Raw genomic sequence first — 22,919 nt, forward strand, 5'->3', positions numbered from 1 at the left:
GCGCCACGAGGTCACCGCCGGCGGGACGGGCCCCGCCGGGACGGATCAGGCCCCGGACCGGCCGTCCTCCGCCGCGTCCCGCCGCAGCCGGGTGATCCGCACCCGCTCCACCCGGCTGCGGTCCACGGCCAGGACCTCGAGCCGGTAGCCGTCCACGTCGACGACGTCCGCCGGGCGCGCCACCCGCCCCAGCCGGTCCATCACGAACCCGCCGACCGTCTCGTAGTGGCCCTCGGGGATGACGAGCCCCGCCTCCACCGGGACCTCCTGGATGATCAGCCCGCCGTCCACGAGCACGGCCCCGCCCTCGCGCAGCACCGTGTCCTCGTGCTCCCGGACCCCGGCGTCGAACTCGTCGTAGATCTCGCCCACGAGCTCCTCCACGAGGTCCTCCAGGGTCACGATGCCCGCCGTCCCGCCGTACTCGTCGACCACCAGCGCGATGTGGTGCCCGTCCTTGCGCATGGCCTGCAGGGTGCGCAGCACGTGGTTGGTCTCCGGCAGGAAGGGGATGGGCCGCACCACGTCCCGCAGGGTCCGCGGAGGGGCCTCGATGACCCCGTCGCCGTCCTGGTCCGCGACCACGAGGTCGCGGATGTGCACGAAGCCCAGGACGTCGTCCACGCTCGTGCCGAGCACGGGGTAGCGGGAGTGCGGCAGGGCCAGGGCCGTGCGGTAGGCCTCCGTGACGGGCAGGGTGCCGTCCAGGAAGTGGACGTCGGGGCGCGGGCGCATGACCTCGGCGAGGCGGCGCTCGCCCGCCTCGAAGACGTCCGTGAGGATCGAGCGCGAGACGGCCCCGATGCCCCGGGTGTCCACGACCATCTCCCGGATCTCCTCCGCCGAGACCTCCTCGGTGACGGCGTGCGGGTCCCCGCCCACCAGCCGGACCACGAGGTTCGTGGACACGGACAGCAGCCAGATGACGGGGCGCATGAGCGTGGCGAAGACGCTCAGCGGAGGGGCCAGGATCTTCGTGAAGCCCACGGAGCGCTGCATGGCCAGGCGCTTGGGCACGAGCTCCCCGAGGACGAGGGAGAGGTACGCGATCACCAGGGTCATGCCGATCAGCGCGGAGGTCTCCGCGGCCGCGGTGGACAGACCGGCCCGCTCGAAGACGGGGGCCACGTCCGGGGCGAGCGTCGAGGCGCCGTAGGCCGAGGAGAAGAACCCCGCCACCGTCACGCCGATCTGCACCGCCGAGAGGAAGAGGTTGGGGTCCCGGACGAGGGCGGCGGTCCGGGCGCCCTTGCGGCCCGAGCGCTCGATCCGCTTGACCTGGCTCTCCCGCAGGCTCACGATCGCCATCTCGGTGCCCGCGAAGACGCCCCCGACGGCCACGAACAGCAGGACCAGGAGGATGTTCACGATCGTGCTGTTGTCCATGGCGACCACAGTACCGGCCGCCTCCGGGACGCCAGGAGATCACCTGCTCGTCACGTCGCGTTGACCGGTTCGTCTCCGCGCTCCGCTTCGGTGGAGGGGCACTGTCCCCCCAGGCACGAGGAGCACCGTCATGACCACCCGTTCCCCCCGCACCCTGCGCGGCGCCGCCGCGGCCCTGTCCGCCGTGGCCGTGCTCGGCTCGGCGCTGCCGGCCGCCGCCGCCCCCTCCGGCACCGAGGACCCGATCGTCGTCGGGCACCGCGGCGCCGCCGGCACCGCCCCCGAGAACACGGTCCCCGCGTTCAAGGACGCCCGCGCCGCCGGCGTCGACTACCTGGAGATCGACGTCCAGCTCAGCGCCGACGGCGTGCCGTTCCTGTTCCACGACAGCACCCCCGCGCGCACCACGGACGTCGAGGAGGTCTTCCCCGGCCGCGAGGACGACCCGATCACGTCCTTCACGTGGGACGAGCTGCAGCAGCTCGACGCCGGCTCCTCCTTCGACGCGCAGTTCGCCGGGGAGCGGATCCCCCACCTCGACGACGCCGCGCGGATCGCCACCGTCAACACCGGCGTCTACATCGAGATCAAGTCCCCGCAGAACTCCCCCGGCATCGAGCAGGTCGTGGCCGACGCCCTGGCCGAGGACCGGGACTGGGCGAAGCTGCTCGCGGCGGACAAGGTCACCGTCATCGGCTTCGACGAGGCGTCCAACCGGACCTTCGCCGGGCTGGCCCCCGACGTGCCCCTGCAGCAGCTCACCGGCAGCGTCCCGGACGCCGCCACGATCGAGCGGTGGGCCGGTGTCGTGGACTCCGTGGGCACGAACTACCGCACCCTCGACGCCGGCGACGTCGCGCGCGTCGACGCCGCCGGCCTGGCCCTGGGCGTCTACACCGTCAACTCCCCGGAAGCGGTCCAGCACGTGGTGGACCTCGGCGTCGACATGATCACCGGCGACTTCCCCCTCCAGACGGCCCGCCACCTGGACGGGCGCGACCCCTTCCCCGCGAACAACGGGATCCGGATCGAGGACTCCGTCAACGACGTCCCCGGCGACGACCTCCAGCCCGGGACCGGCGAGCACGTGGTGCTCACCAACACGGGCCGGACCGCCGTGGACGTCAGCGGGTACGTGCTGCGCGACGCCGCGAACAACGTCCTCACCGTGGGCGAGGGCTACGAGCTGGCCCCGGGCGAGCGGCTCCGCGTGCACACCGGACCGGGCACCGGCACGGAGGACGCCCACTACAACGGCGGCACCTCCGCCGTGCTCAACAACGGCGGCGAGTCCGTCGCCCTGTGGACGGACAACGGCCGGCTGCTGGACGTCTTCGCCAACTGATCCGGGACGCCCCCGCGCCGAGCGGGCCCCGCCGGCGACCACCGGCGGGCCCGCCCGGGCTCACCAGAGGTGGCGGCACTGCCCGTTCTGGCAGGAGAACTCGGGGGCGCGCCCGTCGGGCAGCATCATCGACGGGGACGCCAGCTCGACGTCGCGCGCCAGGTCCCAGTCGTCGGGCATGATCTGCACGTAGACCAGCTCGAACCCGGTGGCGCCGCAGCGCGGGCACGGCGCGGTGGTGCCGCGCAGACCGTCGGACGGGGTGGTGCTCATGGCGGGCCTCCCGGGGAGAACGGCCCCGGGCGCTCCGGAGCCGGTGGGCCCAGTGTAGTGGGCGCACCGGCTCCGGACGCGGCCGCGGGCCGGCTCAGACCCTCGTGCCCGCCTCCCGCTTGGCGCGCTGGATCTCCTCGTAGACGTGCCCGCGCAGCTCGGTGAACCGCGGCAGGCCGCGGGTGGTGAGCTGGTCGCGGTCGTCGGGCAGGTCGATCGGGAGGTCCTCCTGGACCACGGTGGGCGAGCTCGAGAGGATGATGACGCGCTCGCCGAGGTAGACGGACTCGTCGATGTCGTGGGTCACGAACAGCACGGTCACGCCCATCCGGTGCCACACGTCCCGGATGAGGTCCTCGAGGTCGGCGCGGGTCTGGGCGTCCACCGCGGCGAAGGGCTCGTCCATCAGCAGGATCTTCGGCTGGTAGGCGACCGCCCGGGCGATGGCGACGCGCTGCTGCATGCCGCCGGAGAGCTGCCACGGGTACTTCTTGTCCGCGCCGCGCAGGTCCACGGCGGCGATCGCCTCCTCCACGAGCCGGTTCCGCTCGTCCCGGGCCAGCCTGGCGTTCTTCAGCGGCAGCTCCACGTTCTCGCGGACCGTCATCCAGGGGAACAGGCTGCGCCCGTACTCCTGGAAGACCACGGCCATGTCCTTGGGCGGACCGGTCACCTTCTCGCCGCCCAGCAGCACCTCGCCGGAGGTCGGCGCCATGAGCCCCGAGATGCACTTGAGCAGCGTGGTCTTGCCGGAGCCGGAGGGCCCCACGAGGCACGCCAGCTCGCCGCGGCCGAGGTCGAACGTGAGGTTGCGGACCGCCTCCACGTCGCCGTGGTCGCTCTGGTAGATCTTCTGCAGCCCGCGCACGGACAGCAGCACGTCCTTCCCGCCGGTGCGTCCCGCGCCGGCGTCCGAGACCCCGGTGGCGGTCGCGTCCGTGCCGGTCCGGGGTGCGGTCGCGCCGCCGTCCACTGCCGAGCTTCCTGATTCAGCCTGCATTCTCCACCTCTTTCAGGCCCCGGTACCAGGCGAGGACCTTGCGTTCAACACGTTGGAAGACGAACGCCAGCACCACCCCGATGAGACCCAGGACGGCGATGCCGCTCCACATCTCGGGGATGGCGAACGATCGCTGGAACTGCACGATGGTGAAGCCGAGCCCCGAGGACGAGGCGAACATCTCCGAGATCACCATCAGGATCAGCCCGATCGACAGGGCCTGCCGGATGCCGGCCATCATCTGGGGGCTGGCGGCGGGGATCACCAGGTGGACGATCCGCGACCACCCGTGGATCCCGTACGAGCGCGCCGTCTCGTTCATGACGGAGTCGACCGAGCGCACGCCCTCGATGGTGTTCAGCAGGACGGGCCACACGGACCCGAGCACGATCACCACCACCTTCATCTGGTCGTTGACGCCGATGAGCAGCATCAGCACGGGCACCAGCACCGGCGGCGGGATCGCCCGGAAGAACTCGAGCACGGGCTCCAGCAGGTTCCGCAGCCAGCGCACCGACCCGATCACGAGACCGGCGACGACGCCGACCAGGATGGACAGCGCCAGCCCCACCAGGAGCCGGCCGATGCTCGGCAGCACGTCGTCGAAGAACCGGTCGCCGAACCAGACGTCCACGAACGTCGTGGCGAACTCGCCCGGCTCCGGGACGTAGAAGTTGGTCGTCGTCAGGGTGTAGGCCCACCACAGCAGGACCAGCAGGACGGGCAGCGCGAGCGCGTAGCCCAGGGTCTTGACGAGTCTCACACCGCCACCTCTCCGCGGACGGACGAGTGCCAGGCCAGCGCCCGGCGCTCGAGCGCCCGCATCCCCAGGTTGATGAGCACGCCCAGCAGCCCGGCCGTGACGATGAACGCGTACATGGCCGTGACGGCGCCGCCGGACTGGGCCAGGGAGATCTCCCGGCCCAGCCCCGGCGTGCCGATCACGAGCTGGGCGGTGACCGCCAGGATCAGCGCCACGGCCGCCCCGAGCCGCAGCCCGGTGATCACGTAGGGCAGGGACGTGGGCCACGTGACGTACCGGACGCGGGCCAGCGTCCCGAGCCCGTAGCTCTTGGCCGTGTCCTGCGCCACGGTGTCCACGTCCCCGACCCCGTAGAGGACCTGGATGAGGATCTGCCAGAAGGACGCGTACACGACCAGCAGCAGGGTGGACTCGAGCTGCACGCCGAACAGCAGGACGGCCAGCGGGATGAGCGCGACCGACGGGATGGGCCGGAGGAACTCGATCGTGCTGTGGGTGGCCCGGCGCAGGAACGTGCTGCTGCCGATGACCAGCCCCAGGACGATCGCGGCGACCGCGGCGATCAGCAGCCCGAGGAACCAGGCCCGGACGGTCTGCCAGACCGCCAGCCAGAAGCCCGCCGAGCCGAGCTGCTCCCCGAGCTCCAGCAGGACCGCGCTGGCCGGGGGCAGGTACCGGGGGTCGACGATCCCCGTCAGGGGCAGCAGCTCCCAGGTGAGCAGGAACCCGAGGATCCCCAGCACCCCGAGAACCCCGGGCCCCCAGGCCCGTCCCGTGCGCTTTCGTGCCATGTCGTGCTCCCTCCCTCGGGTGCCGGGTCCGCGGACGGCTACGGCAGCAGCGCGTCGAGGTCGGGGGCCTGCTCGAGGGTCCCGTACTCCACGGCGGCGTCGCCCAGCTTCTGCAGCGCCTCGCGGTCGAACTCGGTGCGGAAGCGCGGCAGGGCCATCTCGGCGCGCAGCTCGTCGCTGATCTCCGTGTAGGTCCCGACGATCTCCCGGACCGCGTCCGGGTTCTCGTTCGCGTACTCGAGCGAGCGGTTCATGGCGTTCTGGAACTTCTCCACCAGCTCGGGGTCCTCCTCGAGCTTCTGGGCGGTCGTGAAGTAGCCGGCGATGTCGAGCTCCGGGTCGAACTCCACGAAGTTGTAGGACACCGCGCGGGCGCCCTCGTCGAGGACCTGGGTGAGGAACGGGTCGAGGATCCAGGCCGCGTCCACCTGGCCGCGGTCGAGCGCGGCCGGGGCGTCCGGGAAGCCGACCTCCACGAAGTCGATGCTCTGCGGGTCCCCGCCGGCCTGCTCGACGACGTGGCGGATCGTCGTGTCGCCGATGTTGTTGAGGTTGTTCACCGACACCGTCTTGCCGGCCAGGTCCTCGGGGCCCTGGATGTCCGAGTCGGCGGGCACCACCACGGCGCCGAAGTCCCGCTCGGTGTCGCCCGAGGTCGTGGTGCCGTTGGCGACGTACTCGAGGTCCAGCCCCTCGCCCTGGGCGACCATGACGGACAGGGTGTTGCCGAAGGCGAAGTCGAAGTCCCCGCTGACCACGCCCGGCACGGCGGCGGCGCCGCCGCTGGTGGTCTGGATGTCGAGGTCGATCCCCTCCTCCTCGAAGAAGCCCTGCTCCTCGCCCAGCCAGATGGCGGCGGTGTCGACGATGGGGATGACGCCGACGGTGACGGCCTGCATCTCCCCCTCGGCCTCCGTGCCGCCTCCGCTGTCGCCGCCGCCGCCGCACGCGGCCAGCGCCAGTACGGATCCTGCTGCTCCCAAGCCGATGAGCGGTCGCCGCATCGTGCCTCCCCTGTGTCGTCCGGTGCCCGTTGTGATGGGGATCACTCTAGTGACGTAGCATTCACAAACCAGTGCATGTTGTCGATGGACCGATGTATGACATCTATGAGTCGCTGACCGAGGAGGGGTGCCGTGGAGCTGGACCTGAACCTGATGCGCGTGTTCTGCACGGTCTACGAGCAGGGCAGCGTCACGGGGGCCGCCGCCGAGCTGCACCTCACCCAGCCCACGGTGAGCCACGCCCTGAAGAACCTGCGCCGGCAGTGCAACGACCAGCTGTTCGTCCGGGAGGGCCGGGGCCTGAGCCCCACGCCGTTCGCGAGGAGCATCTTCCCGCAGGTCAAGGCGGGGATCGCCCAGGTGACCGCGGCCGTCTCCTCCGGCGGGCTGTTCGACCCGGAGACCGCCCGCGAGCGCTTCACCCTGGCGCTGACCGACCTCGGGGAGCTGGCGTTCCTGCCGTCCGTCATGGTGGCGCTGCGGGAGCAGGCGCCCGGTGTGGAGCTGACCGTGCTGCCCCTGGACGTGGAGCGCGTCCCGGAGGACCTGCTGCGCAACCGGGTGGACGCCGCGATCTGCGCCCCGTACATCGGCGGGCCCGGCATCGTCCGCACCGTCGTCGGCACCGACGAGTACGTGGTGATCGCGGCCCGCGGCCACCCGCGGGTCCGGGAGCGGCTCACGCTCGAGCAGTTCGCGGAGGAGCCGCGGATCCGGCTCGCCCCGTCGATGGGCCACGACCTCGCCGAGGTCGCGGCGGAGCGGGCGGGCGCCCCGGGCAGCACGGCCCTGCGGCTGTCCCACTTCACGGGCCTGGTCTCCGTGGTGGAGCGCACCGACTGCCTCGCGGTGCTGCCGCGGTTCCTCGCCGAGACGCTCCAGGAGGCGGCCGGGATCCGGGTCTTCCCGCACCCGGTCGAGATGCCGGTCCTCCAGCTGGCCGCCTACACCCGCGAGACCGCCCACCAGCGCCCCGCGCAGCAGTGGTTCGCGCGGCTGGTCGTGGACACGCTGCGGGAGTCCGTCTCACCGGACCCGTCGGCGCCGCTGCGGCCCGGGCACTGGCATCGTCGCCGTCTATGAGGGGATAGAAAACATCGACTGGCCGTGCCCCCGGCCCCCTTCTACTCTCGCGGTGAGGCGGCACGCCGGTGCCGCGTTCTGATTGGAGCGCAGCGTGACCACCATCCGTGCCAGGACCCACCGCTGGATGCAGGCCCGTGGCCTCGACACCGTGTTCGGCAACCCGGGCTCCAACGAGCTGCCCTTCCTGCGGGACCTGCCCCCCGGCATCCGGTACGTCCTGGGGCTGCACGAGGGAGTGGTCGTGGGCATGGCCGACGGCTACGCGCAGGCCACGGGCCGGCCGGCGCTCGTGAACCTGCACTCGGCCTCCGGCACGGGCAACGCCATGGGCGCGCTGACCAACGCCGCCAGCTCGCACACCCCGCTCGTGGTCACGGCCGGCCAGCAGGTGCGCGCCACGATCGGCGCGGAGCCCATGCTCGCCAACGTGGCGGCCCCGGACCTGACCTCCCCGCTGACGAAGTGGGCGGGCGAGCCGCTGTCCGCGCAGGACGTCCCCCGGATGCTGGACCAGGCCCTGTGGGAGGCGTGCACCGGGTCCCGCGGCCCCACCTACGTCTCGGTCCCCTACGACGACTGGGACCGGGAGTCCGCCGACAACGACGACTACCTGCTGCCCCGGCGGGTGGCCGAGGGCCTGCACCCGGCCCCCGAGCACGTGCGGGAGATCGCGGGTCTGCTGGCCGGAGCCCGCCGGCCCGCACTGGTGCTGGGCTCCGAGGTGGACGCCGTGGCGGCGAACGGGGTCAGCCGCGAGCTCGCCGAGCTGCTCGGCGCCGACGTGTGGGTGGCACCCTCCCCCTACCGGCTGCCCTTCCCCAACCGGCACCCGCAGTTCCGCGGCGTCCTCCCCGCCTCGGAGCGGGGCGTGCACGCCGCCCTCGAGAAGAACGACGTGGTCCTGGTGCTCGGCGCCCCCGTCTTCCGCTACCACCAGTACGAACCCGCCCGGTACCTGGCCGAGGGCACGCAGCTGCTGCACGTCACCGAGGACCCGGGCGAGGCCGCCCGGGCGCCGTTCGGGACCTCCTTCGTGGCCGGGCTCGCCGCGACGGCCGCGGCCCTGGTGGCCGCCCTGCACGAGCGGCGCGGCGGGGCGCGCCCGGCCGCCCCGGTCGGATGGACGGTGCCGCCGCCCGCCCGCGAGCCCGTGGACGGCGTCTTCCACCCGGGCGCCGTGTTCGAGGTGCTGCGCGAGACGGCGCCGGCGGACACCGCCTACGTGGTGGAGTCGACCTCCACCAACGGGGACTTCTGGAGGCACATGGACCTGCGGGAGCCCGGCTCCTACTTCTGGCCGGCCTCCGGCGGCCTGGGCTTCGGGCTGCCCGCGGCGGTCGGCGTGAAGCTGGCCCGGCCGGACCGTCCCGTCATCGGGGTGGTCGGCGACGGGTCGGCCAACTACGGGATCACCGCCCTGTGGAGCGCGGCGCAGTACCGGGTCCCGGTCGTGTTCGTGATCCTCAACAACGGCACCTACGGCGCGCTGCGCTGGTTCGCGGGCATGCTCGGCACGGGGGACGTGCCGGGGCTGGACGTGCCGGGCATCGACTTCCTGAGCCTCGCGCGGGGCTACGGGGTGCCCGCGCAGGCCGCGGGCACGGCCGCGGAGCTCGCCGACCTGGTGCGGCAGGGTCTCGCGGCCGAGGGTCCCACGCTCATCGAGGTCCGCACGGAGCTGACCACCCCCTGAGCGGCACCGCGCGCCGGGGCGGCTCAGCGGCAGGAGACCGTGAACACCCTGGCGTCGCCGGACAGCTCGACGGTGCCGGGGCCGCCCCGGTGCAGCAGCGACTCCCCGCCGGCCAGCTCCCACTCCCGGCCGGCGGCCCGCACCAGCGCCCGGTCCCCGGTGCTCAGCAGGACCGTGGTGCCCCGCAGCCCGACGGGCACGGCCCGTCCCGGCACGAGCTCGTGGGCGGTCAGCGACAGCCGCTCGTCCCACAGGGGGTAGACGCGGCGGCCGTGCTCGTCGGCGGCGGGCTCGACGACCTCCGGGGCCGCCTGCTCGTCGGCCAGCACGGCGAGCAGCTCGGCCACGTCCACGTGCTTGCCCGTCAGCCCGGCGCGCAGGACGTTGTCCGAGGAGCTCATCACCTCGATCGCCGTCCCGGACAGGTACGCGTGGAGCTGCCCGGCCGGGGTGTGCAGGGACTGCCCCGGGGCGAGGCGGACGTGGTGCATGCACACCGCGACCAGCAGCCCGCGGTCGCCCGGGTGCCGGTCGTGCACGTAGCGGACCAGCGAGGCCACCGGGTCCTGCGGGCCCGCGGCGCGGGCCGCGTCGACGGTCGCCGCCACGGCGGCCGCGGCGGCGTCGTCGTCGAGCGTCAGCACGGCCGGCAGCACGGGGCGCCCGCCGGCGGCGGCGTCGCGCAGCCAGTCCAGCCCCAGGCGCGCGGCGGTGGCGCGCAGCCGGTCCGCCGGCTGCACCCCCGTGAGCAGCTCCACGTCGGTGAGGGCCACGACGGTCTCGGGCTTGGCGGAGCGGTCCTTGTAGTTGCGCCGCGGGTCGTCGAGCGGGATCCCCGCCCGCTGCTCGCGCTCGAAGCCCGCCTCGGCCTGCTCCGGCGAGGGGTGGACCTGGATGGACAGGGGAGCGTCGATGGCCAGGATCTTGAGCAGGAACGGCAGGCCCTCCAGCGGCTCGTCCCGGCCGTCCCGGACGACGACGGAGGGCGCGGAGGGGTGCGCGCCGACCCACAGCTCGGCCTCGGGCTCGGGGCTCGGCACGGGTCTGCCCTGGAGGCGGGCCAGCACCTCGCGGGAGCCCCACGCATAGTGCTGGACGGGATTGCGCATGCGGAGGATCTCGACCATGCTCGTCATCCAATCACAGGACCGCCCGCGCCCCGCGGCACCCGGGAGCGCCCGTGGCCTAAGATCACCCCTTGTGACTATCGATCTCTCAGCTTCGTTCAAGGCCTACGACGTGCGCGGCATCGTGGGCGAGTCCATCACCGCGGAGACGGTCCGGGCCACCGGCGCCGCGTTCGTGGACGTCCTGGGCCTCGCCGGCCTGACGGTCCTGGTGGGCGGCGACATGCGCCCCTCCTCGCCGGAGTTCGTGGACGCCTTCGCCGAGGGCGCGGTCCGCCGCGGCGCGGACGTCGTGAAGATCGGGCTGATCTCCACCGACGAGCTGTACTACGCGTCCGGGACGTTCGGCGCCGCCGGGGTGACCTTCACGGCGAGCCACAACCCCGCCGAGTACAACGGCATGAAGATGTCGAAGGCCGGGGCCGTCCCGGTCTCCTCCGAGACGGGCCTCTACGACATCCGCGACCTCGCCCAGCGCTACCTCGACGACGGAGCGGTCCCGGAGGCCCCCGTCCCCGGCACGGTCACCGAGCGGGACGTGCTGACCGGCTACGCGGAGTACCTGCGCTCCCTGGTGGACCTGTCCGGGACCCGCCCGCTCAAGGTGGTGGTCGACGCCGGCAACGGGATGGCGGGGCTGACCACTCCCGCGGTGCTGGGCGACGCCGTGCTGGAGCCGCTGCCGCTGGAGGTCGTGCCCCTGTACTTCGAGCTGGACGGCACGTTCCCCAACCACCCCGCCAACCCGCTCGAGCCGGAGAACCTCGTGGACCTCCAGCGGGCCGTGCGCGAGCACGGCGCGGACCTGGGCATCGCGTTCGACGGCGACGCCGACCGCTGCTTCGTGGTCGACGAGCAGGGCGGGGCCGTCTCGCCCTCGGCCGTCACCGCGCTCGTGGCCGAGCGGGAGATCGAGCGCGCCCGGGCGGAGGGCGTGGAGAACCCGGTGATCATCCACAACCTCATCACGTCCCGCGCCGTGCCCGAGCTGGTCACCGCCCGCGGCGGCCGCCCCGTGCGGACCCGGGTGGGCCACTCGTTCATCAAGGCCGTCATGGCCGAGGAGGGCGCCGTGTTCGGGGGCGAGCACTCCGCGCACTACTACTTCAAGGACTTCTTCAACGCGGACACCGGGATGCTCGCCGCGATGCACCTCCTGGCCGCGCTGGGCGAGCAGGACGGGCCGCTGAGCGAGCTGATGCACCAGTACGACCCGTACGCGGCCTCCGGTGAGATCAACTCCACGGTGGAGGACAAGGCCGGTGCCGTCCGGCGGGTCGTCGACGCCCTGGCCGGCCGGGACGTGAGCGTGGAGGAGCTGGACGGCACCACGCTCAGCTGCCCGGACGAGGGCTGGTGGTTCAACCTGCGCCCCTCCAACACCGAGCCGTTCCTGCGCCTCAACGTCGAGGCGAAGGACCCGGCGACGATGGAGCGGGTCCGGGACCGGGTGCTGGACATCGTGCGCGTCTGAGACCCCGGCACGCAACGGGGCCCCGCCGGACGAGCCGTCCGGCGGGGCCCCGTGCGCTGCGGGCGCTCAGACCGCGGCGGTCTCGCGCGCCTCGTCGTGGAGCATCCACTGGTCCGGGCCCAGGATCTCGTAGGCCACGCTGCGCCCCGGGACGCCCTGGGCGATCACGGCGGAGCGGACGGCCTGCATGAAGGGCAGCGGGCCGCACAGCACCACCTGGGCGTCGGCCGGGATCCGCACGGCGCCGAGGTCCATGAACCCGTCGTGGTCGCCGTCCCCCGGGGTCTCCATCCAGGTCTCCAGGCGGGCGTGGGGCAGCTCGGCGACCAGCATCTCGTGCAGCTCCCGCAGCGCCCAGTCCTCCGCCGAGCGGTCGGCGTGCAGGACGAGGACCTGCCGCTGCGACTCCTGGCGGACGAGCCGGTCCAGGAACGCCAGCATGGGGGTCACGCCGATGCCGGCGGAGGCCAGCACGAGCGGCCCCTCCCCCTCCGGGAGCACCACGTCCCCGTAGGGGTTGGAGACCCGCAGGACGTCGCCCACCTGCACGTCGTGGCAGAGCACCGGGGTGACCTCGCCGCGCTCGTCGAGTCGCACGGCGATCCGGCGGGTCCCCTCGGGCCCGGGCACCAGCGTGAACTGCCGCGGCTGGTCCACGCCGTCGGGCATCCGCACCTCGACGGTCACGTACTGGCCGGCCACCGCGGGGGTCATCGGGGTGCCGTCGGCGGGCTCGAGGGTGATCGCCGTGGTGGTGGTCCCGGTCTGCTCCTTGGCCGCGACCCGGAACGGGGCGAAGACCACGCTGTTCGCCTGGCCCGCGTAGAGGCCCTCCTCGATCTTGATCAGGGCGTCGGCCATCAGCCAATACACCTCGTCCCAGGCGGCCACGACCTCGGGCGTCGCGGCGTCGCCGAGGTCCCGGGCGATCGCGCCGAAGAGGTGCTCGTGGACGATCGGGTAGTGCTGGGGCAGCACGCCCAGGGACGCGTGCTTGTGCGCCACGCGGGAGAGCAGCTCGTCCGGGTAGCCCTCGGGGTGGGTCAGCAGCCAGGAGGCGAACATCGCGATGGAGCCGGCGAGGGCCTGCGCCTGGGTCCCGTTCTTCTGGTTGGAGCGGCTGAACATGCCGTCCAGCAGATCGGGGCGCGCCTCGAACATGGACCGGTAGAACTCGGGGGTGATGAACGGGATGCGCTCGGCGACGACGCCGATGGTCTGCTCGATGACGGGACGGGACTGGTCGGACAGCACGGTTGCCTCCTGGGGAGCCGGTGGATGACTCCTCAAAAGTAGCATCTCAAATGCTTGATTACGTCATCGGCGGCGGCGCGCCCCCCGCGGTGGCCGCCGGCGGCTCGGGCGGGCGCAGCCCGATGGACACCAGCACCGGGCCCACCTGCCGCTCGCTCACGAGGTCCCGCACCCGCACGTCGTCGAGCGCGCCGTAGAAGGCCTCCCGCGCGTCCGCGAGGGCGCGGCGCAGCCGGCACCCGCGGTCCAGCGGGCAGTCGCCGCCGGCCGACTCGCACTCGACCATCGCGGAGCCCGCCTCCAGCTCGCGCAGGAGCGAGCCAACGGTGGCGTCCAGGCCGGCGGGGGTGATCGACACCCCGCCGGTGCGGCCGCGGCTCGAGGCCAGCAGCCCGAGCCCGCTCAGCCGGCCCACGGTCTTGGTCACGTGGTGGTAGGGGGCGCCCACGCCCTCGGCGATGGCGCGCGTGGTGAGCTTCTCCCCCTCGGGGACGGCTCCTGTCAGCAGCAGGACGCGCAGGGCGATGTCCGAGAACGCGGTCAGCCGCACGGCGGGGTCCTCCGGTCGCTCATGGCGGCTCCTTCCGAGACCTCGCGCGTCCCGGCCGGCCGCGGGAGCGCCCCCATTGTCCCACGCGGGCGGCGGACGCGGACGAGGGGCCTCCCGGCACGGGAGACCCCTCGTCCGACCGCCGGCCCCGGGGCGCCGCAGCGCCCCGGGACGGGGATCACGCCTGGTTCAGGCGGTCCTCCAGCCCGGCACGCTGCTCGAGGATGGGCTCGGGCACGTGGCCGAGCCGGTGGAACCACTCGTCGATGCTGGGCAGCTCGGCCCGCCACTCCTCGACGTCGACCTTGAGGGCGGCCTCGAGCTCCTCGTCCGAGACGTCCAGGCCGGTGAGGTCGAGGTCCTCCTTGGTGGGCACGATGCCGATCGGGGTCTCCCGGCCACCGGCCGTGCCCTCGAGGCGGTCGAAGATCCACTTGACCACGCGGGAGTTCTCGCCGAAGCCCGGCCAGGCGAAGCCGCCGCTCGGGGTGCGGCGGAACCAGTTGACGTAGAAGACCTTCGGCATGTCGTCCTCGCCGATGCGCTCGCCGACCTCGACCCAGTGCTCGAGGTAGTCGTTGGCGTTGTAGCCGATGAACGGGAGCATCGCCATGGGGTCGCGCCGGACGACGCCCACGGCGCCCTTCGCGGCGGCGGTGGTCTCCGAGGACAGCGTGGCGCCCTGGAACACCCCGTGCTCCCAGCCGAAGGACTGGGAGACGAGCGGGATGGTGGTCTTGCGGCGGCCGCCGAAGACGATCGCGGACAGCGGCACGCCCTCCGGGTCGTCGTACTCGGGAGCGAGGATGTCGGCCTGCTTGATCGGGGTGCAGAAGCGCGAGTTCGGGTGCGCGGCGGGACGGCCGCTCTCCGGGGTCCAGTCGCGGCCCTTCCAGTCGGTCAGGTGCTCGGGCGTCTCGTCCGTCATGCCCTCCCACCAGACGCCGCCGTCGTCGGTGAGCGCCACGTTGGTGAAGATCGTGTTGCCCCGGGCGATGGCGCGCATGGCGTTGGGGTTGGTGGGCCACCCCGTGCCCGGAGCCACGCCGAACAGACCGGCCTCCGGATTGGTCACCCGGGCCTGGCCGTCCTTGCCGAAGCGGATCCAGGAGATGTCGTCGCCGACCATCTCGGCCTTCCAGCCCTCGAGCGTGGGCTCGAGCATCGCGAAGTTGGTCTTGCCGCAGGCCGAGGGGAAGGCCGCGGAGATGAACCGGCTCCTGCCCTCGGGGTTCGTGACCTTGAGGATGAGCATGTGCTCGGCCAGCCAGCCCTCGTCGTGGGCGATGGCGGAGGCGATGCGCAGGGCGTAGCACTTCTTGCCGAGCAGGGCGTTGCCCCCGTACCCGGAGCCGAAGGACCAGACGGCCCGGTCCTCGGGGAAGTGCACGATGTACTTGGCGGGGTTGCAGGGCCAGGGCACGTCCTGCTCGCCCGGGGCCAGCGGGGCGCCCAGCGAGTGCAGGCACTCGACGAAGAAGCCGTTCTGCTCGGTCATCTTCTCCAGCACTGGGGTGCCGATGGTCGCCATGATGCGCATGGAGCACACCACGTAGGCGGAGTCGGTGATCTCCACGCCGTAGCTCGGCCGCGAGGCCTCCAGGTGGCCCATGACGAAGGGGATGACGTACATCGTGCGCCCGCGCATGGCGCCGCGGAACTTCTTGCGCAGGGAGCTGCGCATCACCTCCGGGTCCTCCCAGTTGTTGGTGGGGCCCGCCCCCTTCTCGGTCTTGGTGCAGATGAAGGTGCGCTCCTCGACCCGGGCGACGTCGTCCGGGTCCGAGAACGCGGCGAAGGAGTTGGGGAACTTCTCCTCGTCCAGGCGGACGAAGGTGCCGGCGTCCACGAGCTCGTCGGTGAGCTGCGTCCACTCGGCCTCCGAGCCGTCGACCCAGTGGATGCGGTCCGGCTGGGTCAGCTCCGCCATCTCCCGCACCCACGAGAGGAGGTGCGCATGGGTGGTGGGCGCGCTGTCCAGCGCGTCCTTCACAGCCTCGTTCAGCCCGGTGGTCTCCGTCGTTGCAGTGGGGTTGTCAGCCATTGACATGTCTCCTCGTTGAGGCCGTCCGCCGACCGCCCGGGGCTCTCGTGGTGGTGCTCGTCGTCGAACACTCGACCCGGTGTCACCGGGCCCACAGTGAGCGGCGTGGAGGTGGGCGGCCGGTCTCTACTGTGATGTGGGTCCATCGTATCGCCCCGGCCCCGGCCGCCCCAGCAGGGTTACGCGCGCCGCGGCCCGTCGCGCCGGGTGCCGGGCGGGGCGCCCCCGGATTTTGCGCAGCCGGGGGCCGCATGTAGAGTGATGTCCGGTTTGAACGGCGGTGACGCCGGGACGCCGATGCGCCTGTAGCTCAACGGATAGAGCATCTGACTACGGATCAGAAGGTTGGGGGTTCGAATCCCTTCGGGCGCACCATCCACGAAAGAGCCCCTCACCGGCGGAGACGCCGGTGAGGGGCTCTTTCGTGCCCGGCCGCTGCGGCCCGGGCCGCGGACGGCTCAGGCCGGGGCCGCGGCGAGCGCCCGGACGTCTCCCCCGGCGCGCCCCACGAGGCCGCGGGTCACCACGGTGTCGAGGCCCGGGAGGGCGGCCAGGCGCAGCGCCAGGCGCCGCGCCTGGCGGCGGGCGCGGGAGGACGGCAGGAACCACTGCGCCCCGCCGCGGGCGACGCGCTGCTTCTCCGCCACGACCGGCCGCCAGACCCGCTCCCAGCCCGTCAGCGCCTCCTCGACCGATCCGGCGCGGTCGAGCCGCTCGGCGAGCAGCCACGCCCCGGCGATCCCCAGCGAGGCGCCCTGGCCGCCCAGCAGGGACACCGCCTGGCCCGAGTCCCCGAGCAGCACGACCCGGCCGCTGCTCCACCGCGGCAGCTCGATCTGCACCACCTGGTCGTAGTAGAGCCGGTCCCCGCCGGGACAGGCCGCCAGGACACGGGGCACGATCCAGCCCAGCGAGCCGTGGACGGCACGCAGGCTCTCCCGGGGGTCGGCCGGCAGGGACGGTGCGGCGGCCCGGTGCACGGCGAACACCGCCAGGCGCCCGTCGCGCAGCCCGTAGAACCCCATCGCCCGGTCGACGCTGTCCGTGAGGCAGAAGCGGTCGCCGACCTGCCGGCACGCCTCCGGGTCGTCGACCACGAACGCCGCCGTGTGCAGGCCCAGCCAGCGGCGGAAGCGCTCCTCGGGCCCGAACGCGGAGCGCCGCACCGCCGAGTGCACTCCGTCCGCGCCGACCACCAGGTCGGCGTCGAGCACCGTGCCGTCGTCGAGCACCGCGCCCGCCCCGCCGGGCCGCTGCCGGACCCCGACGACGCGCCGGCCGTAGCGGAGCTCCGCGACGCCCCGGGCGTGCTCGCGCAGGACCCGCTCGAGGTCGGGGCGCATCACGCTGACCAGGTGCCCGTCGAGGGCGTGGGCGAACCGGGCGAACGGCAGCCCGGCCCGGTCGCGGCCGCGGTCGTCCACGTAGCTGAGCCGCTCGACCCGGTAGCCGAGCTCCAGGACCGCCGGCAGCACGCCCATCTCCTCGGCGGCGTCCCAGCCGGGGCCGAAGAAGTCCATCATGTAGCCCTGCTCCCGCGGGCGCGGCGCCCGTTCCAGGACCACCACCTCCCAGCCCCGCCGGCCCAGGCACCCGGCCAGGGCCAGTCCCGCGATGCCCGCCCCGCAGACGACCGCGCGCACGGCCGGCGCCGCTCAGTACCGGTCGCCGACGGCTGCCACGCCGTCCAGCAGGGTCAGGTCCTCGGCCGTCAGGCGCAGGTCCGCGGCCGCGGCGTCCTCCCGCAGGTGGCCGGGGTCGGTGGTGCCGGGGATCGGCAGCACGTGCTCGCCGCGCACCGTGGTCCAGGCGATCGCGACCGCCGCGGGCGAGGTCCCGTGCCGGCCGGCGACCTCGCGGAGGGGCGCCAGCACGGCGTCCTCGTTGGCGGCCATGGCCTCCGGCGTGAACCGGGGGTTGCGCGAGCGGAAGTCGGAGCCGGAGAACTCCCGGCCCGCGAGGGCGCCGGAGAGGTAGCCGCGGCCCAGCGGGGAGAAGGGGACGAACACCGCCCCGTGCTCGGCGCACCACCCGATGACGTCCCCGGAGGGGTCCCCGTCGGCGGTGGGGCCAGACCCCTCGGGGTTGCGGGTCCACAGGGAGTACTCCGACTGGACGGCCGCGACCGGGTGGATGGCGTGCGCCCGCTCGGCCTGCTCCGTGCTGACCTCGGAGAGCCCCAGGTGGCGCACCTTGCCCGCGGTCACGAGCTCGCCCATCGCGCCCCAGGTGTCCTCGAGGGGCACGTCGGGGTCCACGCGGTGCAGGTAGTAGAGGTCCACCGCGTCGGTGCGCAGCCGGCGCAGGCTGTCCTCGATCGAGCGGCGCACCTCGTCCGGGTGCCCGCAGCGCTCCGTCCGGGGCGGCTCCAGGGAGGCCGCGCGCAGCCCGGTCTTGGAGCAGAGGAACACCTCGTCCCGGCGCGGGGCGAGGGCGGCGCCGACGAGCTCCTCGTTGGCTCCCCCGCCGTAGAGCACCGCCGTGTCCACCACGTTCATGCCGAGGTCCACCGCGAGCCCGAGCACCTCGTGCTTGCGCCGCTCGGTCAGCCCGTGCCGGTCGTAGACCCAGCTCAGGCCCATGGCCCCGAACCCGATCGCGCCCACGCGGTCCCCGGACGGGGTGAATTCGATCTGTCGCATCCAGTGCTCCTTCGTCGGTCCGGCCGCCGCGCCGGCGCCCGGAGGACCGCCGGTCAGCGGTCTCCCGCGGACGGTCGCGGCACCGTGAAGTCCACCAGGCGGGCGTCGGCGCCGTCCAGTCCGGCCCAGGTGCCGGGAACCTCCAGGACCGCCAGCCCGGAGGTGGGGCAGCCGTCGGCGAGGGCCATGACGGCGTCGTAGTCGGAGTCCGGTGTGGCCAGGCGGAGGGCGGCGTCGCGCAGACCGGGCAGGTGGCCGATGAGCAGCAGGGACTCCACGGTGTCCGGCACGTGGTTGAGCACCGCGATGATCCGGCTGTCCTGGGCCGCGTAGAGGGACTCGTCGAGCCGGGCGGTCGGGGCGAGGTCGCCGAGCTCGCTGCACACCCACGTGCAGGTCTGGCGTGCGCGCAGGGCGCTCGAGCACAGGATCATGTCCGGCACGTGCCCGTTCGCCAGCAGCCAGCGCCCCGCGGCGGCGGCGTCCGCGGCCCCGCCGCGGTCCAGGGGGCGGTCGTGGTCGGCCACGCCCCACGGGTGCTCGGCCTCCGCGTGGCGCATGAGGACGAGCTTCTTCCGGTCGTGGCGGGTCATCGGTTCATGATGCCACGCGTCCGCCGGGCACGGAGCGACCCCGGCTCCTCCGCGTCGCGGGACGGAACCGGGGCCTGCACGGATCGGGGACGCGGATCAGATGGAGTACTCGGGGGCCGCCCACACGACGACCTCGGGGTGCTCGTAGAAGCGGTAGCCCTGCCCGCGGACGGTGCGCACGGTGTTCGCGAGCCGGCCGAGCTTGGAGCGCAGGCGCCGGATGTGCACGTCGATGGTCCGCTCGTTGGGCACCTCCTCGGAGTCGCGCCACAGGCTGTGCAGCAGCTCGTGGCGGCCCACGGTCCGGCTGCCGTTCTCCACGAGGTAGTTCAGCAGCTCGAACTCCTTGAACGTGAGGTTCAGGAGGCCGCCGTCGAGGAAGACCTCCCGGCGGGAGAGGTCGATGAGCACCCCGGTGGACTGGCTGGTCTTCGTCTCGGGCGCCGGCGCGGGCGCGGCGGGCGCCGTGGGCCGCACGGCCCCCGAGGTGGGGTCGCCCAGGGCGTTGCGCACGACCTCGAGGTCGGTGCCGGCGGTGTTGGCGGGAGCCAGCGCCACGGCGGCGTAGGAGTCGGCCTGCGGGACCAGCTGCTGGGCGTACGCCCGGATGCTCTGGACCATCTTGACCAGCGAGGTGCCGCTGGCCGCCGCGGTCTCCTCGTCGAGACCCACGTAGATCACGAACCCGCGCGCCTCGTTCTCCTGCACCTGCGGACGCGGCGCCGTGTCCCGCTGCAGGCGGGTGGGGAGCGGGGTCTCGCCCGGCGCGGCCGGCATGGGGCCGATCGTGCTCCGGAGGCTGCGGTAGTCGGCGGGGGCGGTCTGCCCCCGCTCGGGGGCCGCGGCCGGACCGCGGACAGCACGGGCCTCGCTCGTGCGGTTGCGCTGGGAAATGTGCACGTATCCCGGTGTGCCTGGCATCTGGTGCCCCTCGTCTTTCCGTCGTGCGGCGGACGAGGTTCCGTCCGCCTGAGTCGATCCGCCCCTCGGAACGGCCCCGCCGCTCCCAGCTCCCGAACCGGCCCGCTCCGTGGTGGTCGGGGAGGGTCCCCGCGAAGCTGGCAAATTCCTGACAGTGGCGTTGCTCTCATGGTCCACCAGCCCCCTGGATCCCGCAAGTAATATTCGAGGCGTTATCTCACGATGCGAGATTCGAACGACGGCTGTCCAAGTGCTCCGCCAAAATGAACCTCCTTCACCTTGCGGCTGTGATGCCGTTTTCCGTCCGACCCCCGGGATATCAGACCTCTGGGACCATCCGGGGGCTTTTCCGCCCCTCAAGCAGGTCCCGATCCTGTTGTCAAGACGGCTTCGTCGGTGAACTCTTCGTCTCACGATGTGAACACGTGGCCGGAGGTCGAAAAAAGGCCCGCCGAGGACGTCGGCGGGCCTTTTCAGCGCGTGGTCTGCGGTGTCACGGGACGGCGGTCAGTCGACCACGCCGTAGAGCCGGTCCCCGGCGTCCCCGAGGCCCGGGACGATGTAGGCGTTCTCGTCGAGCCGTTCGTCCCTCGCAGCCAGGACGATGTTGACCTCGGAGTCCCCCAGCTCCTCCTCGAGGGCGGCCAGGCCCTCGGGGGCGGCCAGGAGGCAGACGCACGTGATCTGCTCGGCCCCGCGGCGGTAGAGGAACTTGATCGCCTCCCGCAGCGTCCCGCCCGTGGCCAGCATCGGGTCGAGGACGAAGACCTGGCGGCCGGTGAGGTCGTCGGGCAGCCGCTCGGCGTAGGTGATGATGTCGAGGGTGTCCTCGTTGCGGGCCATGCCGAGGAAGCCCACCTCGGCCGTGGGGATCAGCCGGGTCATGCCCTCGAGCATGCCCAGGCCCGCACGGAGGATCGGCACGACCAGCGGCCGTGGCTTCGACAGCCCCACGCCCGTGGTGCGCGTGACCGGCGTGTCGATCTCCACCGGTTCCACGCGGACGCCCCGGGTGGCCTCGTACGCGAGCAGCGTCACGAGCTCCTCGACGAGCAGGCGGAACACCGGGGACGTGGTGTTCTTGTCCCGGAGCACGGTCAGTTTGTGTGCCACCAATGGGTGGTCGAGAACGGTCACTCGCATGGACCAAAATTACCATCGGGCCACGGGGGCGCCCCGCCCCCTCGCCGGACCCCGCCCGGCCCGGCGACCCGCCCAGGAGGAGAACCGCATGGCACTGCCCCCGCGCACCCGCTCCGAGGCCCGGGCGGAGGAGTGGATGCGGCTGGCCCTCGCCGAGGCCCGGGCGGCGCTCGGGACGCAGGACGTGCCGATCGGCGCCGTCGTCGTCGGCCCGGACGGAACGGTGGTCGGCCGGGGCCGCAACCGCCGGGAGGCCGACGGCGACCCCACCGCCCACGCCGAGATCCTGGCGCTGCGCGACGCCGCCCGCGCCCTGGGCTCGTGGCGGCTGGACGGCTGCACGCTGGTGGTGACCCTCGAGCCCTGCGCGATGTGCGCGGGCGGGATCGTCCTGGCCCGCGTGCCCCGGGTGGTCCTGGGCGCGTGGGACGACAAGGCCGGGGCGGCCGGCTCCGTGTTCGACATCCTGCGGGAGCGGCGGCTCAACCACTGGGTGGAGGTGACCGGCGGCGTGCTGGCCGAGGAGTGCTCCCGGCTGCTCCTCGACTTCTTCGCGGAGCACCGGCGCGGCGGGGAGGACGACGCCGGGCCCGCCGCTCCCGGTCCCGCCGGCCCCGCGGGTTTTGGCGGTTGAGCTCGCCAGCCGGTACAGTACTGCGAGCTGGTGACGTGTCCGAGCGGCCGAAGGTGCATCACTCGAAATGATGTTTGGTGTAAGAGCCAACGAGGGTTCAAATCCCTCCGTCACCGCCAGTCGGGAAGGCCCCGGGTCCTGAGGGATCCGGGGCCTTCCGCATGCCCGCCCGCCGGTCCCGCCCCGTCCGGCGCCCCCGGAGGACGTGGACGGCCCCGGGATCCGGGGCGGTCGGCGGCGGGGAGCGCGGGCCGCCGTTGGATACCGTGGTGGCGATCACCACGCCCGCCGTGCGGCGGGCCCGGACGGAAACGGAAGAGGGGCAGCATGACGACGTCGGCGCAGGCAGTCGGACACCTGGGAGCGGACGGGGAGGAGTACCCGGACGCGTACTTCGTGCGGCTGGACCGCACCCGGTTCCGCTCGACGCTGCACTCGCAGGGCGCGTGGAGCGAGGCCGAGCAGCACATGGGCGCCGCCTCGGGGCTGCTCGCCCACGCCGTGGAGGCCGACCACCCGCGCGCGGACCTCCTGCCCGTGCGCTTCTCCTACGACATCCTCGGCTTCATCCCCGGCGGCGAGGTCGAGGTGACCACGCGCGTGGTCCGCCCGGGCCGCACCATCGAGCTGGTCGAGGCCACCATGAGCCACGCCGGGCGCTCCTGCATCCGGCTGAGCGTGTGGCGGCTGCTGCGGGGCGAGACCGCCGACACCGCCGGCACGCACCGGGAGGCCCTGCCGCCGGTGGGCGACGCCCTGCCCGCCACGATGACCGGGCGGTGGCCGGGCGGCTACATCGCCTCCCTCGAGGGCCGCACCGTGCGCGAGCACCGGCCCGGCCGGGCGGCCATGTGGCTGCGCGCGCCGCACGCCGTCGTCGCCGGGGAGGAGTCCTCCACCACGGCGCGGTTCCTGGCGGCCGTGGACGCCGCCAACGGCATCGCCGTGCGGGTGGGCCCCGACGAGATGGTCTTCCCCAACGTGGACCTGAGCGTGCACCTGGTCCGGGAGCCGGTCTCCCCGTGGGTGGGCCTCGACACGCACGTCACCTTCGGCGACACCGGCGTGGGCCTCACCGAGTCCGCGCTGCACGACGAGGCCGGCTACCTGGGCCAGGTCGCCCAGTCCCTGACGATCCGCCCGCTCCCGGTCTCCGGCTGAGCCGCACCGGATGGGCCGGCGCGGGCCCCGGCCCG

The 22,919-nt window shown here is 73.2% G+C and carries 21 protein-coding genes and 2 tRNA genes; 8 read left to right on the forward strand and 15 right to left on the reverse strand.

The annotated features are described in order from the left end of the window. Positions 1-45 precede the first annotated feature (45 nt). Positions 46-1,386 carry a hemolysin family protein gene (locus tag ACP7CD_RS07720; RefSeq protein WP_031283023.1) on the reverse strand — a complete coding sequence of 447 codons (1,341 nt, stop codon included), beginning with the start codon at positions 1,384-1,386 and terminating at the stop codon, positions 46-48. A 130-nt stretch (positions 1,387-1,516) separates the two neighbouring features. On the opposite strand from ACP7CD_RS07720, the gene ACP7CD_RS07725 reads away from it, so the two are divergent. Then, complete coding sequence (locus ACP7CD_RS07725) at positions 1,517-2,731, forward strand: glycerophosphodiester phosphodiesterase family protein (protein ID WP_035927705.1); 1,215 nt, start codon at positions 1,517-1,519, stop codon at positions 2,729-2,731. A gap of 60 nt (positions 2,732-2,791) precedes the next feature. Here the strand turns inward: ACP7CD_RS07725 and ACP7CD_RS07730 are convergent, their stop codons facing one another. The 5 genes from ACP7CD_RS07730 to ACP7CD_RS07750 all read right to left on the reverse strand — a co-directional run bounded on the left by ACP7CD_RS07730 (position 2,792) and on the right by ACP7CD_RS07750 (position 6,562). Beyond that, entirely contained in the window at positions 2,792-3,004 is a 213-nt protein-coding gene (locus ACP7CD_RS07730; RefSeq protein ID WP_017833937.1) for a hypothetical protein, read from the reverse strand. A gap of 94 nt (positions 3,005-3,098) precedes the next feature. Continuing rightward, entirely contained in the window at positions 3,099-4,004 is a 906-nt protein-coding gene (locus ACP7CD_RS07735; protein WP_244296652.1) for an ABC transporter ATP-binding protein, read from the reverse strand. After that, positions 3,994-4,767 (reverse strand): ABC transporter permease, encoded by a 774-nt coding sequence (locus ACP7CD_RS07740; protein ID WP_017833935.1) that lies wholly within the window; start codon positions 4,765-4,767, stop codon positions 3,994-3,996. The genes ACP7CD_RS07735 and ACP7CD_RS07740 overlap by 11 nt, the downstream gene beginning before the upstream one ends. Then, positions 4,764-5,558 (reverse strand): ABC transporter permease, encoded by a 795-nt coding sequence (locus ACP7CD_RS07745; protein WP_051063790.1) that lies wholly within the window; start codon positions 5,556-5,558, stop codon positions 4,764-4,766. Before ACP7CD_RS07745 ends, ACP7CD_RS07740 begins: the two co-directional genes overlap by 4 nt. A gap of 38 nt (positions 5,559-5,596) precedes the next feature. Beyond that, positions 5,597-6,562 carry an ABC transporter substrate-binding protein gene (locus ACP7CD_RS07750; RefSeq protein ID WP_031283239.1) on the reverse strand — a complete coding sequence of 322 codons (966 nt, stop codon included), beginning with the start codon at positions 6,560-6,562 and terminating at the stop codon, positions 5,597-5,599. Positions 6,563-6,694: 132 nt separating this feature from the next. Here ACP7CD_RS07750 and ACP7CD_RS07755 point away from each other — a divergent pair, with 132 nt between their 5' ends. Together ACP7CD_RS07755 and mdlC are read left to right on the forward strand one after the other, a co-directional pair. Continuing rightward, positions 6,695-7,645 carry a LysR family transcriptional regulator gene (locus tag ACP7CD_RS07755; protein ID WP_426119810.1) on the forward strand — a complete coding sequence of 317 codons (951 nt, stop codon included), beginning with the start codon at positions 6,695-6,697 and terminating at the stop codon, positions 7,643-7,645. A 94-nt stretch (positions 7,646-7,739) separates the two neighbouring features. Then, positions 7,740-9,341, forward strand: a complete 1,602-nt coding sequence (gene mdlC, locus ACP7CD_RS07760; protein ID WP_426119812.1) for a benzoylformate decarboxylase — start codon at positions 7,740-7,742, stop codon at positions 9,339-9,341. A gap of 23 nt (positions 9,342-9,364) precedes the next feature. Here the strand turns inward: mdlC and manA are convergent, their stop codons facing one another. Beyond that, the gene (gene manA / locus ACP7CD_RS07765) at positions 9,365-10,468 is read right to left on the reverse strand and encodes a mannose-6-phosphate isomerase, class I (RefSeq protein WP_035927721.1); all 1,104 of its coding nucleotides are present in this window, start codon (positions 10,466-10,468) and stop codon (positions 9,365-9,367) included. A gap of 73 nt (positions 10,469-10,541) precedes the next feature. On the opposite strand from manA, the gene ACP7CD_RS07770 reads away from it, so the two are divergent. Next, the gene (locus ACP7CD_RS07770; RefSeq protein ID WP_035927725.1) at positions 10,542-11,942 is read left to right on the forward strand and encodes a phosphomannomutase/phosphoglucomutase; all 1,401 of its coding nucleotides are present in this window, start codon (positions 10,542-10,544) and stop codon (positions 11,940-11,942) included. 66 nt (positions 11,943-12,008) lie between these two features. Here ACP7CD_RS07770 and ACP7CD_RS07775 read toward each other — a convergent pair whose 3' ends face one another. From ACP7CD_RS07775 to ACP7CD_RS07785, 3 genes are all read right to left on the reverse strand, one after another. Next, positions 12,009-13,196, reverse strand: coding sequence for a globin domain-containing protein (locus tag ACP7CD_RS07775; RefSeq protein WP_017833928.1), 1,188 nt, complete (start codon positions 13,194-13,196; stop codon positions 12,009-12,011). A 58-nt stretch (positions 13,197-13,254) separates the two neighbouring features. Further along, on the reverse strand, positions 13,255-13,746 hold the full coding sequence (locus tag ACP7CD_RS07780) for an RrF2 family transcriptional regulator (RefSeq protein ID WP_017833927.1): 492 nt from the start codon (positions 13,744-13,746) through the stop codon (positions 13,255-13,257). 178 nt (positions 13,747-13,924) lie between these two features. Next, entirely contained in the window at positions 13,925-15,790 is a 1,866-nt protein-coding gene (locus tag ACP7CD_RS07785; protein ID WP_017833926.1) for a phosphoenolpyruvate carboxykinase (GTP), read from the reverse strand. Between the two features lie 299 nt (positions 15,791-16,089). On the opposite strand from ACP7CD_RS07785, the gene ACP7CD_RS07790 reads away from it, so the two are divergent. Beyond that, positions 16,090-16,165, forward strand: a tRNA-Arg gene (locus ACP7CD_RS07790). An 83-nt stretch (positions 16,166-16,248) separates the two neighbouring features. On the opposite strand, the gene ACP7CD_RS07795 is transcribed toward ACP7CD_RS07790, so the two are convergent. From ACP7CD_RS07795 to upp, 5 genes are all read right to left on the reverse strand, one after another. Continuing rightward, entirely contained in the window at positions 16,249-17,433 is a 1,185-nt protein-coding gene (locus ACP7CD_RS07795) for an FAD-dependent monooxygenase (protein WP_095651261.1), read from the reverse strand. 12 nt (positions 17,434-17,445) lie between these two features. Further along, positions 17,446-18,432, reverse strand: coding sequence for an aldo/keto reductase (locus tag ACP7CD_RS07800; protein ID WP_017833924.1), 987 nt, complete (start codon positions 18,430-18,432; stop codon positions 17,446-17,448). A 53-nt stretch (positions 18,433-18,485) separates the two neighbouring features. Further along, positions 18,486-19,025: a SixA phosphatase family protein gene (locus tag ACP7CD_RS07805; protein ID WP_017833923.1), complete on the reverse strand. Its 540-nt coding sequence runs from the start codon at positions 19,023-19,025 to the stop codon at positions 18,486-18,488. Positions 19,026-19,121: 96 nt separating this feature from the next. Beyond that, complete coding sequence (locus tag ACP7CD_RS07810; RefSeq protein ID WP_031283231.1) at positions 19,122-19,946, reverse strand: winged helix-turn-helix domain-containing protein; 825 nt, start codon at positions 19,944-19,946, stop codon at positions 19,122-19,124. Between the two features lie 507 nt (positions 19,947-20,453). After that, entirely contained in the window at positions 20,454-21,089 is a 636-nt protein-coding gene (gene upp / locus ACP7CD_RS07815) for a uracil phosphoribosyltransferase (protein WP_031283230.1), read from the reverse strand. Between the two features lie 88 nt (positions 21,090-21,177). Between upp and tadA the strand changes: the two genes are divergently transcribed. The 3 genes from tadA to ACP7CD_RS07830 all read left to right on the forward strand — a co-directional run bounded on the left by tadA (position 21,178) and on the right by ACP7CD_RS07830 (position 22,884). Further along, positions 21,178-21,723 (forward strand): tRNA adenosine(34) deaminase TadA, encoded by a 546-nt coding sequence (gene tadA / locus ACP7CD_RS07820; protein WP_426119818.1) that lies wholly within the window; start codon positions 21,178-21,180, stop codon positions 21,721-21,723. Positions 21,724-21,752: 29 nt separating this feature from the next. Then, a tRNA-Ser gene (locus ACP7CD_RS07825) sits at positions 21,753-21,842 on the forward strand. A 208-nt stretch (positions 21,843-22,050) separates the two neighbouring features. After that, the gene (locus tag ACP7CD_RS07830; protein ID WP_035927749.1) at positions 22,051-22,884 is read left to right on the forward strand and encodes a thioesterase family protein; all 834 of its coding nucleotides are present in this window, start codon (positions 22,051-22,053) and stop codon (positions 22,882-22,884) included. Positions 22,885-22,919 lie beyond the last annotated feature (35 nt).

The sequence above is a fragment of the Kocuria sp. LHG3120 genome, assembly GCF_049897445.1.
GTDB classification, from domain to species: domain Bacteria; phylum Actinomycetota; class Actinomycetes; order Actinomycetales; family Micrococcaceae; genus Kocuria; species Kocuria rosea.